Genomic DNA, 15,460 nt, shown 5'->3' with positions numbered 1-15,460 from the left:
TGGTCACTCCTCGAGCGAGCGGCCGGTCTTGGCCAGGAAGACGTCGTCGAGGCTGGGTCGGCGGGCCTCGATCGCCCCGGGCTCGATCCCCCGGCCCAGCAGGGTGCGCATGATCTGCGGGATGGCGGTGGCGGCACTGTCCACATAGAGCCGCAGGGTGCCGTCGACCACCTCGGACGAGTGCACGTAGGGCTGCTCGGTCAGCAGCTTCGTGGCGACCGGCAGGTCATTGTCGGTGACGTCGTCGACCACACCGGCCCGGTTGAGGTCGACCGCGACCACGTCCCCGGAGATCTCCCGCTTGAGATCCGACGGGGTGCCCTCGGCGACGATCAGGCCGCCGTCGATGATGGACACCCGGTCGCACAGGGTGTCGGCCTCGTCGAGGTAGTGCGTGGTGAGGAAGACGGTCATCCCCTCCGCCCGCAGCCGCCGGACCTCCTGCCACATCCGCACCCGGCTGGGCGGGTCCAGCCCGGCGGTCGGCTCGTCGAGGAAGATGACCTGCGGCGAGTGGATCACCCCGAGCGCCACGTCGAGCCGCCGCCGCTGCCCACCCGAGTAGGTCCTAATCCGGCGGTCGGCGAAGTCGCCGAGCTGGAACGCCCCGATCGCCGCCTCGGCCCGGCGCTGCGCCTCGGCCTTGCCGAAGCCGTACAGCCGGGCCTGGAGCACCAGGTCACGGCGGGCGGTCGAGTCGTCGTAGGTGCCACTGGCCTGGGCCACGAAGCCGATCTGCCGGCGGACCTGGGCGGGTGCCCGCAGCAGGTCGACCCCCGCGATCGTCGCCCGACCCCCGTCGGGGCGGATCAGGGTGGCCAGCATCCGCATGGTGGTGGACTTGCCCGCGCCGTTGGGGCCGAGAAAGCCGACGATCTCGCCGCGGGCCACCGCGAAGTCGACCCCGCGCACCGCCTCGACCGTGCCGGCGCTGCGGCCACGCCCGACCCGGTAGGACTTGCGCAGGCCGGTGGCCTCGATCATCGAGCCTCCTCGGGCGGGACGACGCCGGGCCACGGGAGTGTCGACCATGGACGGCGACACCCGTGCGGGTGCGTCAGGTCAGGCTAGTGTGGGCGTACCCGTAGGACAATGGTCGATGGGTCGACCGGCCAGGGCGGCGAGGTGCCGGGCGGCGGCCGTCGCGCCACCGGCCGCGGCGAACGACTCGCCGACCCGGCGGGCCTGCGCCCGGTAGCCCGGCCCGTCGAGGACGGCGGTGAGCGCGGCGGTGAGCTCCGCCGGGGTGGCCGACCCGAACGAGACCTCGATGCCGGCGCCCGCGTCGGTCACCTGCCGGGCGACCATCGGATGGTCGTGCCGGATCGGCGCGACGACCACCGGGACGCCGTGCGCCAGCGCCTCGGTCACCGTGCCCAGCCCACCGTGGGAGACCAGCGCGTCGAGGTGGGGCATCAGCTCCAGCACCGGCACCCGGGGGGCCACCAGCACGTGCGCGGGCGGGTCGGGCAGCAGGTCGGTCGAGGCGGTGAGCACCACCTGCACCCGGTCGGCGAGCGGTGCCGTGGCCGCCAGCATCCGCTGGAAGAACTCCCGGGCCAGGTGCTCGGCCATCGTCCCGACGGTGACCAGCACGTGCCGGCGGGACCGGTCCCAGGCGTCCCAGTCGAAGGCCGGCGCGTCGGGCCGGTGGCCCAGCGCCGGGCCGGTCAGCACGCACCGCGCCGGCAGCGGCGTCGCGCCCGTCAACGCCGTGCTGGTCAACCCGAGCACCAGGTACGGCGAGAAGCGCAGGTCGATCGTCTCGTCGACCGGCAGGTCGGTCATCGCCCAGACCCGGGTGAGCTGGCCGCGTACCCACTCGTCGAACTCGGGCAGGTCCGGCGGGGTGAGTTCCAGGGTGCCGACGCAGAAGGTGGCCCACGGCACCCCGTGCCGGTACGCGGCCAGCGCGCCGGCCAGCGCGTACTGGTCGACGACGACGACGTCCGGCCGGTGGTGTGCGACGGCCTGGTCGGCGGCGTCGCGGATGAACCGGTTGACCGGCAACACGTGCCCCTCCCAGAGGCTGCGCACCGAGGCCATGCCGGTCTCGCCGTCGAGGCGGAAGTACCGCTTGCCGGTCGGATAGAGGGTCGCGTCGGGGCCGATCAGCGGTCGCAGGTCGCTGCGGGGCCCGCACCAGGCCACCTCGTGCCCCGCCGCCTGGAGCGCCTGGCCGATGGCGAGCGGGGCGTTGAGATGGGACGCCACCGGCAGGACGACGAACAGGAAGCGGGCCACGTCGATATTGTGGCACGCGTTGACAGCGACGGACGCCGCTGATGGGATTCGACGCGTGGCGGTCGACGAGCAACGACACCGGGCGGCGTCGTCCACTGTGTCCGGTGACGGGCCGACCGTCGTGGTGGCCGGCCGACGCCGGGCGCCGGCCGCCGACCGGCCACGGTCGGCACCGTCGGCATGACGGCCCTCGACGCGGTCGCGGTCCACCTCCCCCAGCGCCGGGTCCCGATCGAGAGCCTGGCCGGCCCGCTGGAGCTGACCGACATGCAGGTCCGGTTGTTCCGCCGGTTCCACGGCCTGGACCAGGTGCGCCGCGACCCCGACCTGTCGCTGCACGACCTGCTGCTGCACGCCGCGACCGGGCTCACCGCCCTGCGCGGGCAGGAACACCGGGTCCGGTTCGTCCTGTACGGGCGGGCGTTTCCCGTCGTCACGCCGTACCCGGTCAACCCGCTGCACGACGTCTGCCGCGCGCTGGGGCTCGGCCACGCGGTCGCCTTCACCCTGACCCAGCAGTCGTGTGCCAGCGCGTTGCTCGCGATCGAGATGGCCGGCCGGCTGCTGGCCGCCGAACCACCCGGCCGGCACGGGCCGGGCGACGGTCCGTTGGCGCTGGTCCTCACCGGGGAGAAGGCGTTCACCCGGGACGCCCAGTTCATCCCGGAGACCTCGGTCTTCAGTGAGGGGGCGTCCGCGTGCCTGGTCAGCGCCGACGGGCCCCGGGACCGGCTGCTCGGCTACGCGTGCGCGCAGCGGGGCGAGTTCGACGTCGCCGGTGGCGCCTCCGGGGCCCAGTTCCAGCGCGAGTACCGGCCGGCGCTGGCGGAGGTGATCGGGCGTGCCCTGGCGGTGGCCGGGGTCACCCTGGACGACATCCGGCTGGTGCTGCCGCACAACGTCAACGTCGTGACGTGGCACCGGCTGTGCCGGCTGATCGGGCTCCCCCGCGACCGGGTGCTGCTGGACAACGTCCGGGACACCGGTCACGTCTTCTGCGCGGACGCGTTCGCCAACTACCTGACGGCGCGCGAGCGGGGGCTGCTGGACCCCGGTGACCGCTACCTGGTCGCCGCCGTCGGGGCCGGGGACGGCGCCACCTTCGCCGCCATGGTCTTCGCCCACTGACCGCGCCGCAGGAACCGGTCGGCGCGTGCCGCCCGGTGTGAAGCCGATCGGTGCGTGCCGACCGGTGTGAGGAAGGAGAACCGTGCCGGCAGCCCCGCCGACCGACCTGCACCTGATCCGGGCCGCCCGGCGGACCTTCCCCGGGCCGGCCGCGCTGCTGCACGACCCGGCCCACCGGGAGCAGTCCCGGCGCTACCTGACGGACCTGGCCTGCCAGGACGGGCGGGAGGTGCCGGCCGACCTGTTCGACACGGCGTCCGGGTCGCTGGGGCAGTCCTACGCGGAGATGGCCGAGGCGTTGATCCGGGCGCTCGTCACGCCGGACGAACCGGTGGACCTGCTCGTCCTGGCGTTCTCCCGACACGACATGCTGCCCGGCCGGGCCACCGCCACCTACCTGAGCCACGTCTGCCCGGGGACCCCGCTGTCGTTCGCCGTCTGCGACCAGGGCTCGGCGGCGGCCTTCAGCGCGCTGCGGCTCGCCCGGGCGTACGCGTCGTCGGGCGGGTGCCGACGGGTCCTGCTGATCGTCGTCGAACAGACCGTCGTGCCCTACGACACGTCCGCCCCCGCTCCGGCCCGGCACCAGGGGGTCGCCCTGCTCTACCGCACCAACGGGCCGGTCCCCGCACCGGGCCCGGTACCGCCCGCGGCTCCCGCCGCAGCGGAGGAGCCGGTGGCCGCCGGGGTACGAGGTGGACCCGGCACCACCGGCCCGGCGGGCTCCACCGGTGACGTCCTGGACGTCACGGCCCGGGTGGACGTCGTACGCCAGCACCCGGACGTGGCCGCCGACGAGGTCGCCGCGCTGGCCGGGTCCGAACTGGCCGCGCTGTCGGCCGGCCGCACCGACGGCCGGGTGGTGCTGAGCGCCGACCTCGCCACTGCCTGGCCGGCGCACCCCGTCGAGGGGGTGCACGTCACGCCGCCGGGGCAGCCGGTCACCGGCCTGTGGTGGACCCTGCTGGACCGGCTCGCCGACCCGGACCGGTCCCGGCCGGTGGTGGCCGCCGACTACGACCCCGACCTGCGCTACCTCTGCCTGGTCAGCTGGGACGACGCCGATCCGACCGGCGAGGGACGGCCCGACCGGTGACTACTCCGGCCCGACGGGCCGGCGGCGGCCCGGACGGTGGGCACGCCGCACCGGCCGGTCAGAGCCCGGCGGCCAGGGCGGTCCGGGCGAACGCGCACAGCCGGTCGTTCGCCTCGTCCGTGCCGACGGTGATCCGCACCCCCGCGCCGGGCAGGGCCATCACCAGGATGCCGGCCTCGCGGGCCCGTTCGGCGAACGGCACCGCCCGCTCCCCCAGCGGCAGCCAGACGAAGTTCGCCTCGCTGTCCGCCACGGTGAGGCCGAGTCCGCGCAGCTCGTCGATCAGCCGGGTACGCGACGCCGCCAGTTCGGCGCAGCGTCGGGTCAGTTCGGGGGTGACCGCCTCGTCGAGGCTCGCCACCGCCGCGGCCTGGGCCAGGCTGTTCGGGAAGAACACCGCGCCCACCATGCCGGCCAGCGGCGTCACCCTGGGTGGCACCACCGCGTAGCCGACGCGCAGCGCGGCCAGCCCGTACGCCTTGGAGAAGGTGCGCAGGACGCAGACGTTGTCGTGGGCGCGGTAGAGGTCCATCCCGTCGGGCACCTGCGGGTCGGTGACGAACTCCCGGTACGCCTCGTCGATGATCACCGGTACGTCGGCCGGGATCCGGGCCAGGAAGTCGTCGATCTCGTCGCGGTGCAGCACCGCCCCGGTCGGGTTGTTGGGGTTGCACAGCAGCACGCACCGGGTCTGGTCGGTCACGGCGGCGGCCATGGCGGGCAGGTCGTGGCGGTAGCCGTCCATCGGCACCGGCACGCCCCGGGCCCCGACGTTGCTGATGATCAGCGGGTAGCCCTCGAAGGACAGTGCCGGGTGGACCACCTCGGGGCGCGGCCCGAGCGCCTGGACGAGGTGTTGGCACAGCCCGGCCGAGCCGGGCCCGACGAGGATCGCCTCCGGTCCCACGCCCAACCGTGCGGCCAGGGTGCCCCGCAGTGCGGCGGCGGTGCGGTCCGGGTACCGCTGGAGGGCGGCGGCCCCGTCCTCGACGATCCGTCGGATGCTCGGCAGCGGCGGGTACGGCGTCTCGTTCATCGACAGGTCGGCCGGCGGCTGGGTGCCGACGGTGGTGGCAGTGGTCATCGTCGCTCACTTCGTTGCGGGGCCGGCGGGACGGGCGGGTGGGCGTGCCGGTCGGTGAGCAGCCCGAGCTGGTAGATCCGGTCGACCAGGGACAGCGGTCGGACGTTCGTGCCGGACAGGTTGCCGGCGGTGAGCCCGAGCAGCCGGGGGTTGGCCGCGGTGCGCCGCATCATCCGCGCCCCGAGCAGCCGGGGCAGCCCCGACACGCTGGTGATCATGCGGGCGGCGTTGTGGCTGACCGTGGCGATGTGGTCGAGCTGGGGTCGGCGGGCCGTGTCGTAGTTCCGCAGTGCCCGGTCCACCCCGGCGGCGTCCGGGCGGTCCCCGTCGGCGGTGAGGGTGGCGGCGAGGGTCTCGGCGTCGGCGAGTGAGCTGTTGACGCCCTGCGCCGCCATCGGGTGCACCGCGTGGGCGGCCTCGCCGACGAGGGCGAGGCCGGGCACGGTCAGCTGCGCCGCGCGCAGCCGGTAGACGGCGAGGAGCTGCCGCCGTTGCAGGCTGGCCCGCAACGCCGACCCCAGCGGCCGGATGGCGGGCACCCCGGCGAGCAGCCGGTCGCACCAGGCGGCCAGGTCGGCGGCGCTGTGGCCGCGGAACTCGCCCGGCGTCACCTGGACGTAGACCCGGCAGCGCCCGCCGGGCAGCGGGTAGACCAGGCACAGCCCCCGGTCGGTGCGGTAGGCCGACACCTCGTCGGCCACCTCCACCCCGGGCACGTCGAAGGCGACCAGGCCGTGCGGGTACTCCCGCCGCTCGACGTCGATGCCGACGGCCTTGCGCAGCGGTGAGGACATCCCGTCGGCGGCGACCACCAGCGCCGCCGGGATGTCCTGCTCGCCGTCGCCGCCGGTGACCCGGACCCCGGTGACCCGGCCGTCGGCGGCGCGCAGTGGGCCGGTGACCCGCTGCCCCCAGCGGAGCTCGACGGTGCCGGGCAGCCCGTCGGCGAGGACGCCGCGCAGGTCGCCGTAGTCGGCGCAGAGGATCTGCCGGTGGCTGCCCGGCAGGGTGCCGTAGTCGAGGGCGAGCAGTGCCCGGCCCTGCGGGTCGCGGATGGCCAGCTGGTCGACCGGACGCGCGCCGGTGGCCCGCAGGGCGTCGAGCACGCCCCAGCCGTCGAGGATGCGTACCGTCTCGGGTTGGAGGATCTCGCCCTTGGCGATCGACGCGGGGGTGCGTTGCCGGTCGAGCACGACCACCCGCAGCCCGCGGGCGCCGAGCGCGCGGGCTGCGGCCAGGCCGCCGGCCCCGGCCCCGACCACGACGACGTCGGCGCTCATCGGGCCACCGCGCCGGGTGTGACGCCCGCCCGCCCGGCGACGGTACGCCGGTATTCGCCGAGCGCCCGCAGCGCGACCGCCTGGGTGATCACGGCGTTGGGGTAGCGCAGGTGGTGGCGGATGTAGTTGCAGACCCGGGTGGCCGGCCAGCCGCCGTCGGGCCCGGCGGCGGCGAGCAGCCAGCCGACCCCCCGGTCGACCGCGTCGGCGTGCGCGGGGTCGCCGGTGGCCAGCAGCCCCTGGACGGCCCAGCCGGTCTCCTCGACCGACCCGGCGGTGCCGTCGCCCGGCCCCCACGACCCGTCCGGCAGTTGGGTGTCGCGCAGCCAGCCGGCCGCCCGGCGGACCACGTCGTGCCGGGCGTGGCCGACCCGGGACAGCGCCGTCACCACGACCGCCGTGCCGGAGGTGTGGTCGCGGTACCAGAGGTTCTCGTAGCTGCCGTCGGGGCGTCCGGCGGTCAGCAGCCAGGCCGCCCCGGCGGCGACCGCCGGGTGGTCGTCGGGGTGGCCGGAGTCGTGCAGGGCGAGGACGGCCTGGCTGGTGATGGCGGGGCAGGGCCCGTCGTTGGCGAGCTTGGTGTCGCGCACCCACAGGCTCCACGAGCCCCGGGTGTCCTGCCGGCCGATGAGCCAGGTCAGGCCGCTGCGCAGCACCGGGTCGGTGTCGGCGTCGGGGTAGCCGGCGAGCGCCGAGAGGATCTCGGCGGACTCCAGGGTCACCGGCCAGCCGCCCACGTTGGAGTAGCTCCATCCGCCCGGCGGCACGTCGAGCACCGTGAACGCGGTCGGTTTCTGGGTGGCGTGGAAGAAGTCCCGGGTCGGGGCCAACCGGGGGTCGGCGGCGTAGCCGGCGGCGGCCAGCCCGGTCACCGCGTAGCCGGAGCGGGTCAGGTCGAGGTTGGTCACCGCGTCCCAGGCGCCGTCGGGGCGGACCGCGCGACGCAGCCAGCCGACGACGGCCGTGGCGATGTCCGGGGCCTCGCCGGAGCGGGCCAGGCCGAGCAGCACCAGGGCGGCGGGCCACGGGTCCTCGCTCAGCGCGCCGGTCCGGCCTTCGTGGTCGTAGATCGCGCGCAGCAGCCGCAGGGCCGCCGGGCGGGCCCGGCGCAGGGTGGCCCGGCGCAGTCGGCCGGTGGGCAGCAGGTCGGCCTGCATCAGGGCCAGCCCGATGAACGGCGAGGTACGGAACGACAGCCGTTGCCGGCGGACCCGGTCGAACAGCACGATCTCCAACGGCAGCCGGCGCAGCGGGCCCGCCTCGACGGTCATCCCGGCCAGGGTGAGCAGTTGCCGGCAGAGCAGCGAGATGGCCGGGTCGGTGACCGTGTCGACACCCCCCATCGCGGCCAGCCGGGCGCGGCCGGCCGTGATCGCCTCGGCGCTGGCCTCCGGTGCGGTCAGGGCCAGGGCGGCGACCGCGACGGCGGTGGCGACGACCTCGCTGTCGGCCCCCACCACGCCGCCCCAACCGCCGTCGTCGTGCTGTTGCCGGCGCAGCCATGAGGTGCCGGCGTCGACCAGGTCGGCGCTGCCCACCGGGTCGGCGGCGTGCAGGGCGGCGACCGTACCCGCGGTGCCCAGCACCGAGGCCGGTGGGTCGTCGCCGAAGACCCCGTCGGGGCGCTGCCGGCGCAGCAGCGCCTCCGCGCCGTCGCTGATGGCCCGGTCGAGGGCCTCGGTGGGCACAACGGTCATGACACGTCCTCCATGGCGGCTCGGCGGGGGGTGGCCAGGGCCAGTGCCGGTCGGCCGGTGCCGAGTTCGTGCCGGGCACGCATCAGGTGCTGGGCCCACCAGGTCAACCCGACCATCGGCAGCACCAGCAGCAGTTGCAGGCCGATACCCAGCCGCAGCCCGACCAGGGCCGAGGCCAGCACCACCCGCTCGACGACCAGGACGGAGTGCGCCCGCAGCGCCACCACGACGGGCATGTCGGCGCGGTGCGCGACCAGTGGGGCGAGGGCGACGACCCCCAGCACCAGGACCACGATCAGCGTGGCCAGGTAGCCGGTCCGGCCGTCCGGCCCGGCCAGCAGCCCGGCGGTGAGCGCGGCGACGACGGTCACCGCGTAGAGGGCCAGCACGGTGCGTACCGCGAACGGCGAACCCCGGCGTACCGGCAGCGTGTGGTAGCCGCCGGCCCGGTCACCGTCGATGTCGCGCAACGCACCGACCAGGTTGGACATCGTGTCGTGCGACCAGAACGCGACCATCGCGGCGAGCAGCACCGGCACCGCCGACGGGGGGTCCGGGGAGAGTCCGACGGCCAGCGCCCCGTAGAGCAGCGCGATCGCGCCGAGTGCGCCCCGGACCAGGTTCCCGGCGACGCCGCGCGCCTTGCACCAGCGGCTGTAGGCGACGATGCCGAACGCGGCGAGCACGGCGGCCGAGGTGGTGCCCCAGCCGCCGAGCACCGCCAGCAGCGCGAGGACCGCGAAGCAGACCCCGCCGCACCACAGCGCCGTGCGGGCGGCCAGCCGGCCGGACGGGATCGGCCGGTGCGGCTTGCTGCCGGCGTCGAGGTCCCGGTCGAAGTAGTCGCCGAGGTAGTGGCCGCCCAGCCAACCGGCGGTCGGGGCGGCCCAGGCCGACACCAGCAGCCACGGGTGGTGCGGGCCGTCGGCCAGGGCCGCGCCGGCGAGCCCGACCAGCCCGACATACCACAGGGTGTACGGCCGCCAGGTTTCGATGTGGGCGCGCAGCGCGCGTACGGCACCGGCTGTGCTCACGCCGTCTCGCTCGTCATCCAGTGCGCGATGCCGGTGAGCACGTCGGCGCTGGCGGAGGGGGTGAGCGCGGTCAGCTCCGCCAGGGCCTGCTCGGCGTGCTCCGCCATCTGCCGCCGGGCCGCCTGCACCGCGTCGACCTCGTCGAGCAGGGCGGCGACCCACTCGACGTCCCCCGGGCCGGCGCCGCGCCGGTGCAGCACCGCCATCAGCTCGACCCGGGCGGTGTCGGTGGCCGCGTCGTAGGCGAGCAGCAGCGGCAGGGTCGGCCGGCCGTTGTTGAGGTCGCTGGTGGCCGGTTTGCCGGTCTGTTCGGGAGTGGCCACGTAGGACAGCAGGTCGTCGCGGATCTGGAAGGCGATGCCGAGGTGCTCGCCGTAGCGGGCCAGCCCGGCGGCGAGTTGCGGGTCGGCTCCGCCGAGCAGCGCGCCGACGTGGCAGACCGCGCGGAACAGCGCGCCGGTCTTGAGCCGGATCATCTCCGGGTACCACCGGGCGCCCGCGTCCAGGTCACCGACGAGCTGCGTCTCGAGCATCTGGCCCCGGCACAGGTCCCGGCCCGCCTCGGCCAGGGCCGCGACGGCGGCGGCGACGTGCCCCGGGGGTGCGGTCACCCCTGATTCCACAATGGACTGAAAGGCCGTGAAGATGAGGTGGTCACCCACCACGATGGCGCTGGGAATCCCGAAGGCCACCGGCACCGCCGGGCGACCCCGCCGCAGCGTGTCGGCGTCGATGATGTCGTCGTGCACGAGCGTCGCGACGTGCAGGTACTCCATCCCCAGCGCGGCCGGCAGCACCCGGGACGGCGACCCGCCCACCGCCTCGGCGGCGTGCAGCGTCATCATCGGACGCAGCAGCTTGCCCGCCGGCAACAGGGCGTACCGGGCGATCCCCACCAACTGGTCGGTCGTCTCGGGCCACCGACGCTCGAACTCCGCGTGCAGCAGCCGCCCGGATTCACTGCGGGCAAGGTCGTCGATGAAGGGCGGAAAACGCGTAAAGCCAGTAACCGTCATAGCGTGTCGACCCTTTCGCAAAGGCTCGGCCCAGCCGCCACGCGAGACGTTACCTGCCGGTCCCGCCCTGAACAACCATCGGAAAACCGCCCCGGCGATGGAGAAACACGAATGTCACGAACCAATTCACCATCAAATCGGTTGATGCCCAGAGAAATCCGCTGACCTGCTCACCGTGTGTCACACCGATAGCCGGAATCAGGTACGAAAGTCAGATCACCCGCCGCCGGATCAGGCGTCCGCCGCGAACTCCAACAGGGTCAGTCCGTCGGTGCCGCGATAGGTCCCGACCGGTGCCAGACCGGCCGCCGAGGCCAACGCCGTGTGGTCGGCCACGCCCCGCTCCCGGCCACCCACCAACACCAGCATCTGCAGGTCGTACGGGGACCGGTGCGGCACGTACGGGTCGGTCGGCAGCACCTCCACCACCAGTACCCGTCCGGTCTTGCCGGCCGCCTCGGCGCACCGGCGCAGGATCGCCGTGGCGTGCGTGTCGCTCCAGTCGGTCAACGCCCGGGACACCACGTAGACGTCGGCGCCGGCCGGCAACTCGGCGAAGAAGTCCCCGACCACCGTGTCGACCCGCCCGGTCAGCCCGTGCTCGGCGAACGTGCCCGCCGCCGTGGCCACCGGCTCGGCCCGGTCGACCAGGGTGCCCCGCAGGTGCGGGTGGGTCGTCAGCAGCTCCCGCAGCAGCCCGCCGGCACCCCCGGCGACGTCGACGACGTGACCCACCCGCTCCCACGGGTAGAGCGCCGCCACCTGGGGTGCGGTGAACCGCTGCTGACTGAGCATCAACGCGTCGAAGTAGGCCCGGTAGGACGGGTGGGCGTCCAGGTCGGCCCAGAAGTCCCGCCCGTGCACCGCCTGGTAGCCGGGCCCGCCGGTGCGGATCGCCGTCGGCAGCCCGGTGTAGGCGAGGTCCATCCGGGCCCCGAGACCGTCGAGATCCAGGTAGCCGCCGTGCCCGCCGCCGTCACGGTCGCAGAGCAGCTCACCGACGTCGGTCAGCGCGAACTCGTCGGGAGCCGGCTCGACGAAGACGCCCCGGTGGACCAGGTAGCGCAGCAACCGGCCCAGGGCGTCCGGGTCGGCGTCGCACCCGTCGGCCAGCTCGGTGAGGCGGGTCGTACCGGCCGCGATCCGCTCCGGGACCCGCAGCGTCACCGCCGTGCGGACCGCGAACGGGGTCGCCAGGTCGGTCAGCCGGCCCAGCCGGGCCGCCGCGTCGTCATCGGTCGGGGTCTCGATCGTCACCCGGACAGCCTCCTGTCGCGCCACGCGTCCACGATGGCCGTGGCCGTCGTCCGGCGGCCCGAATGTTCCCAAGGGCGGCGTGACGGCGTCAACATCGACGGTGGAGATCCCATTCACCGTCGTGGAACAATGCGCCGACGGGCCCGGGGCCCAGACCGGAGGAAGCACCGATGACCACTTCCCTCGTGCCGCAGGTACGGCTCGTCGCGGGCGCCCTGGGCGCCGAGGTCCACGGCATCGACCTGAACACCCTGACCGACGAGGGCTTCGCCCACCTGCACCGGCTGCTGCTGGCGCACCAGGTGGTCTTCGTCGCCGGGCAGACCGGGTTGACCCCGCAGGCGCACATCGCCTTCGGTCGGCGCTTCGGCGAGGTCGAGCTGCACCCGTACCTGCCCCGGCTCCAGGGGCATCCGGAGATCGTCCTCATCGACTCCGAGCACGGTGGGAAGGTCGACGTCTGGCACACCGACATGACCTTCCACCAGAGCCCACCGATCGCCTCCATCCTGCACCTGGTCGAGCTGCCCGAGACCGGCGGCGACACCATGTGGACCAACCAGTGCAAGGTGTACGAGGCGTTGTCCGCGCCCATGCGCGACCTGCTCGACGGGTTGACCGCCATCCACGTCATCCGGATCGGCACCGAGTTCACCAGTCGGGCCGAGCACCCGGTGGTCCGGGTGCACCCCGAGACCGGCCGCCGCTCGTTGTACGTCAACCGGCTGTTCACCTCGCACATCCCGCAGCTGAGCCGCAACGAGAGCGACGCGCTGCTGGAGTACCTGTTCGCGTTCTCCGAGGGCCCGCAGTTCACCTGCCGGTACCGCTGGCGCGTCGGCGACGTGGCGATCTGGGACAACCGGGTCACCCAGCACTATGCGATCAACGACTACGACGGCCTGCGGCGCGGTCAGCGGATCACGGTGCTCGGTGACCACCCGACCGGTGACGCGCCCCGGTGGGACCACTACGTCGCCGCACCCGGCCAGCGTTACTGGCCGGACCGGGTCAACGCGGTGGACAACTACTGACCGCCGGGCCACCCCGGCGGCTCACCAGGTGACCGGGAACGACGCGATGCCGCCGTTCATCCGGTCGTGCCGCCACGGGATCTGCTCGATCGGCACCGCCGGCGTCAGCCCCGGCAGCCGCCGCAGCAGCTCGCCGATCGACAGCTCCACCTGCATCCGGCCCAGCGCGGTGCCCAGGCAGAAGTGCGGCCCGAAGCCGAAGGTGAGGTGCGGCGCGGTCGGCACCCGGTCGATGTCGAAGACGTTGGGGTCGGGGAAGACCCGGGGATCGCGGTTGCCCGCCCACGGGATCGCCATCACGCAGTCCCCGGCGCGCATCGCCACCCCGCCGAGGGTCAGGTCCTCCTGCACCACCTGGACCCGGAACATGCTGCTCACCGACGTGTAGCGCAGGATCTCGTCGGTCGCCGAGGACAGCTTGCCCGGGTCGGCCCGCAGCTTCGCCAACTGCTCGGGGTGCTGGAACAGCGCGCGCAGCCCGGCGCTGGTGGAGTTGATCTCCAGCCCGCCGAGCAGCACCCCCATCGCCAGCTCCACCAGCTCGGCGTCGACCAGCTCGTGCGCGTCCCTGCCGAGCACCCAGGCCGAGAGCAGGTCGTCGCCGGGGCTCACCCGCTTGTCGGCCAACTGCCCGGCCAGGTAGTCCCGCAGCTGGGCCTGCGCGGTGGCGGCATCGGCCGAACCGTACGCGGTGACCGAGTTGAGGCCCTCGATCCACCCGTAGAACCGGGGCCGGTCGGCGACCGGGACCCCCAGCACGTCGCAGACCACGTACACGGGCAGCGGCGCCACCAGGGCCGCCACCAGGTCGGCGGGCCGGGGGCCGGCGAGCAGGTCGTCGAGCAGCGCGTCCACCAGCCGACGCACCCGGGGGCGGAAGGTGTCGATGCGGCGGGCGGTGAACGCCCGGCTGGCCACCCGGCGGACCACGGCGTGCGCCGGACCGTCCATGTTCAGCTCGCGCGGGCCGACGCCGTCGGGGGTCGCGGTCGCGCCCGGCGGAAGCCGGGAGAACCGGGGATCGGCCAGGACGGTGCAGCAGTCCTGGTAGCCGAGCACCAGCCAGGCCGGCCGACCGTCGGGCAGTCGCACCCGGCTGACCGGGTCGGACACCACCATGTCGAGCAGCTCGGCCGGCAGGTCACCGGTGAACGGCTCGAACGGATAGTCCCGCAGCTCGGAGACGACGGTCATGACGAGCTACCCACCTGTCGGTCGGCGGTCCACATCGGGCACCGGTAAGACTCGGCCATCGGTGCGTCGTCGTCAATATCCATTGGGTCGACCGACGATCTTCCGGGTACCGACATCCATCGCCTAGCATCTGTGCACCAGGACTGCCCGGTGACGCGCGCGGATGGGTCGGACTTGACTGCGGCTTTGCGGATTCTGATGTCGACGTGGGGCTGGCGGTCGCATTTCTACGGCCTCGTCCCGCTCGGCTGGGCCCTCCAGGCGGCCGGCCACGAGGTGCGGGTGGCCAGCCATCCCACGCTGGTGCCGGCGATCACCGCGGCCGGCCTGGCGGCGGTGCCGCTGGGTGCGGACCTCGACTTCGCCGAGGCGTTCGCGGGCCGGATCGGCGCGGTGGGCGCGCTGGACGGGGCCACCCGCACCGCCGAGCCGGTCGACGCGGTCGAGCCGGCGATCACCGCCGACGGCGGCGTGGTCCGGTTCGCCGACGCCCTCCTCGACGACCTGGTCACCTTCGGCCGGGACTGGCAGCCCGACCTGATGGTCTGGGAGCCGTTCAACCTCGCCGCCGCGGTGGCCGCCGCCGCGCTCGGCGTGCCCGGTGTGCAGCACCTGTGGGGGCCGGACTCCTCGGTCACCCTCCGGCTCGACCCGGAGGAGGTCCTCGGCCCGCTCGCCGGCCGGTTCGGGCTCGCCGCCACCGACGTGGACCTCACCGGCGGGCTGACCCTCGACCCGGTGCCACCACCGATGCAGGTGCCGATGACCCGCCCGGGACGACCGATCCGGTACGTGCCGTACAACGGCCCGGCCGTGTTGCCGTCCTGGCTGCACCGCCCGCCGCAGCGGCCCCGGGTCTGCGTCACGGCGGGCACCATGATGGCCGGTGCCGGGCTCAGCGACCGGCTGGGCCTCCCCCGGGTCATCCGCGCGGTCGCCGGGCTGGACGTCGAGGTCGTCGTGCTTGTCGAACGGGCCCAGCAGGCCGGGTTGGGCCCGTTGCCGGGCAACGTCCGGCTGGTCGACGGCCCGCTGGCGCTGCGGCTGGTGCTGCCGACCTGCGCCGCGCTGGTGCAGCAGGGCGGCGCGGGGACCACGATGACGGCGCTCAGCCTCGGGGTGCCGCAACTGATCCTGCCGCAGGTCAGCGACCAGCACTTCAACGGCGAGCGGTTGGCGCTCACCGGCGCCGGGACCTGGTTGGCGCCCGCGCGGGCCGACGACGACACGCTGCGCGACCTGGTCGGCCAGCTGATCGGCGACGGCCCCTGGCGCGACGCCGCGACGTCGATGCGCGAGCGGGTCCGCGCGATGCCCACCCCCGCCGAGGTGGTGCCGGCGCTGGTGGCCCTCGCCGCGCACCCCCGCAGCTGAGCCCACCGGCCTGTCGGACCAC

General features: G+C 74.3%; 13 protein-coding genes. 4 read left to right on the top strand and 9 right to left on the bottom strand.

The genetic code is table 11. The annotated features are described in order from the left end of the window. Positions 1–3: 3 nt before the first annotated feature. Entirely contained in the window at positions 4–984 is a 981-nt protein-coding gene (locus AB0C22_RS30190) for an ATP-binding cassette domain-containing protein (RefSeq protein WP_208569116.1), read from the bottom strand. Positions 985–1,062: 78 nt separating this feature from the next. Continuing rightward, positions 1,063–2,244 carry a glycosyltransferase gene (locus AB0C22_RS30185; protein WP_357538325.1) on the bottom strand — a complete coding sequence of 394 codons (1,182 nt, stop codon included), beginning with the start codon at positions 2,242–2,244 and terminating at the stop codon, positions 1,063–1,065. A gap of 180 nt (positions 2,245–2,424) precedes the next feature. Here AB0C22_RS30185 and AB0C22_RS30180 point away from each other — a divergent pair, with 180 nt between their 5' ends. Both AB0C22_RS30180 and AB0C22_RS30175 read left to right on the top strand, forming a co-directional pair. Beyond that, positions 2,425–3,372, top strand: a complete 948-nt coding sequence (locus AB0C22_RS30180) for a 3-oxoacyl-[acyl-carrier-protein] synthase III C-terminal domain-containing protein (protein WP_208569114.1) — start codon at positions 2,425–2,427, stop codon at positions 3,370–3,372. 82 nt (positions 3,373–3,454) lie between these two features. Continuing rightward, positions 3,455–4,468, top strand: coding sequence for a 2-hydroxy-acid oxidase (locus tag AB0C22_RS30175; RefSeq protein ID WP_357538323.1), 1,014 nt, complete (start codon positions 3,455–3,457; stop codon positions 4,466–4,468). A gap of 58 nt (positions 4,469–4,526) precedes the next feature. On the opposite strand, the gene AB0C22_RS30170 is transcribed toward AB0C22_RS30175, so the two are convergent. From AB0C22_RS30170 to AB0C22_RS30145, 6 genes are all read right to left on the bottom strand, one after another. Next, positions 4,527–5,552, bottom strand: a complete 1,026-nt coding sequence (locus AB0C22_RS30170; protein WP_255597946.1) for a histidinol-phosphate transaminase — start codon at positions 5,550–5,552, stop codon at positions 4,527–4,529. Beyond that, on the bottom strand, positions 5,549–6,832 hold the full coding sequence (locus AB0C22_RS30165) for an NAD(P)/FAD-dependent oxidoreductase (RefSeq protein WP_357538320.1): 1,284 nt from the start codon (positions 6,830–6,832) through the stop codon (positions 5,549–5,551). The genes AB0C22_RS30170 and AB0C22_RS30165 overlap by 4 nt, the downstream gene beginning before the upstream one ends. Beyond that, positions 6,829–8,529: a prenyltransferase/squalene oxidase repeat-containing protein gene (locus AB0C22_RS30160; protein WP_357538318.1), complete on the bottom strand. Its 1,701-nt coding sequence runs from the start codon at positions 8,527–8,529 to the stop codon at positions 6,829–6,831. Before AB0C22_RS30160 ends, AB0C22_RS30165 begins: the two co-directional genes overlap by 4 nt. Then, on the bottom strand, positions 8,526–9,563 hold the full coding sequence (locus tag AB0C22_RS30155; RefSeq protein ID WP_219469082.1) for a UbiA family prenyltransferase: 1,038 nt from the start codon (positions 9,561–9,563) through the stop codon (positions 8,526–8,528). The genes AB0C22_RS30160 and AB0C22_RS30155 overlap by 4 nt, the downstream gene beginning before the upstream one ends. After that, positions 9,560–10,579 carry a polyprenyl synthetase family protein gene (locus tag AB0C22_RS30150; protein WP_208569110.1) on the bottom strand — a complete coding sequence of 340 codons (1,020 nt, stop codon included), beginning with the start codon at positions 10,577–10,579 and terminating at the stop codon, positions 9,560–9,562. Before AB0C22_RS30150 ends, AB0C22_RS30155 begins: the two co-directional genes overlap by 4 nt. Positions 10,580–10,810: 231 nt before the next feature. Next, a complete protein-coding gene (locus AB0C22_RS30145) occupies positions 10,811–11,836 on the bottom strand; it encodes a methyltransferase (protein WP_219469079.1) in 1,026 nt (341 codons plus the stop codon). Between the two features lie 170 nt (positions 11,837–12,006). On the opposite strand from AB0C22_RS30145, the gene AB0C22_RS30140 reads away from it, so the two are divergent. Next, a complete protein-coding gene (locus tag AB0C22_RS30140) occupies positions 12,007–12,870 on the top strand; it encodes a TauD/TfdA family dioxygenase (RefSeq protein WP_219469074.1) in 864 nt (287 codons plus the stop codon). A gap of 21 nt (positions 12,871–12,891) precedes the next feature. On the opposite strand, the gene AB0C22_RS30135 is transcribed toward AB0C22_RS30140, so the two are convergent. Further along, positions 12,892–14,064: a cytochrome P450 gene (locus AB0C22_RS30135; RefSeq protein ID WP_208569107.1), complete on the bottom strand. Its 1,173-nt coding sequence runs from the start codon at positions 14,062–14,064 to the stop codon at positions 12,892–12,894. Between the two features lie 198 nt (positions 14,065–14,262). Here AB0C22_RS30135 and AB0C22_RS30130 point away from each other — a divergent pair, with 198 nt between their 5' ends. Continuing rightward, the gene (locus AB0C22_RS30130; RefSeq protein ID WP_357538315.1) at positions 14,263–15,438 is read left to right on the top strand and encodes a nucleotide disphospho-sugar-binding domain-containing protein; all 1,176 of its coding nucleotides are present in this window, start codon (positions 14,263–14,265) and stop codon (positions 15,436–15,438) included. Positions 15,439–15,460: the final 22 nt, after the last annotated feature.

The organism is Micromonospora sp. NPDC048894, from assembly GCF_040649765.1.
Classification (GTDB): Bacteria; Actinomycetota; Actinomycetes; order Mycobacteriales; family Micromonosporaceae; genus Micromonospora; species Micromonospora antibiotica.
The sequence above is the reverse complement of the archived record's forward strand: the minus strand, read 5'-3'. Positions and strand labels throughout refer to the sequence as shown.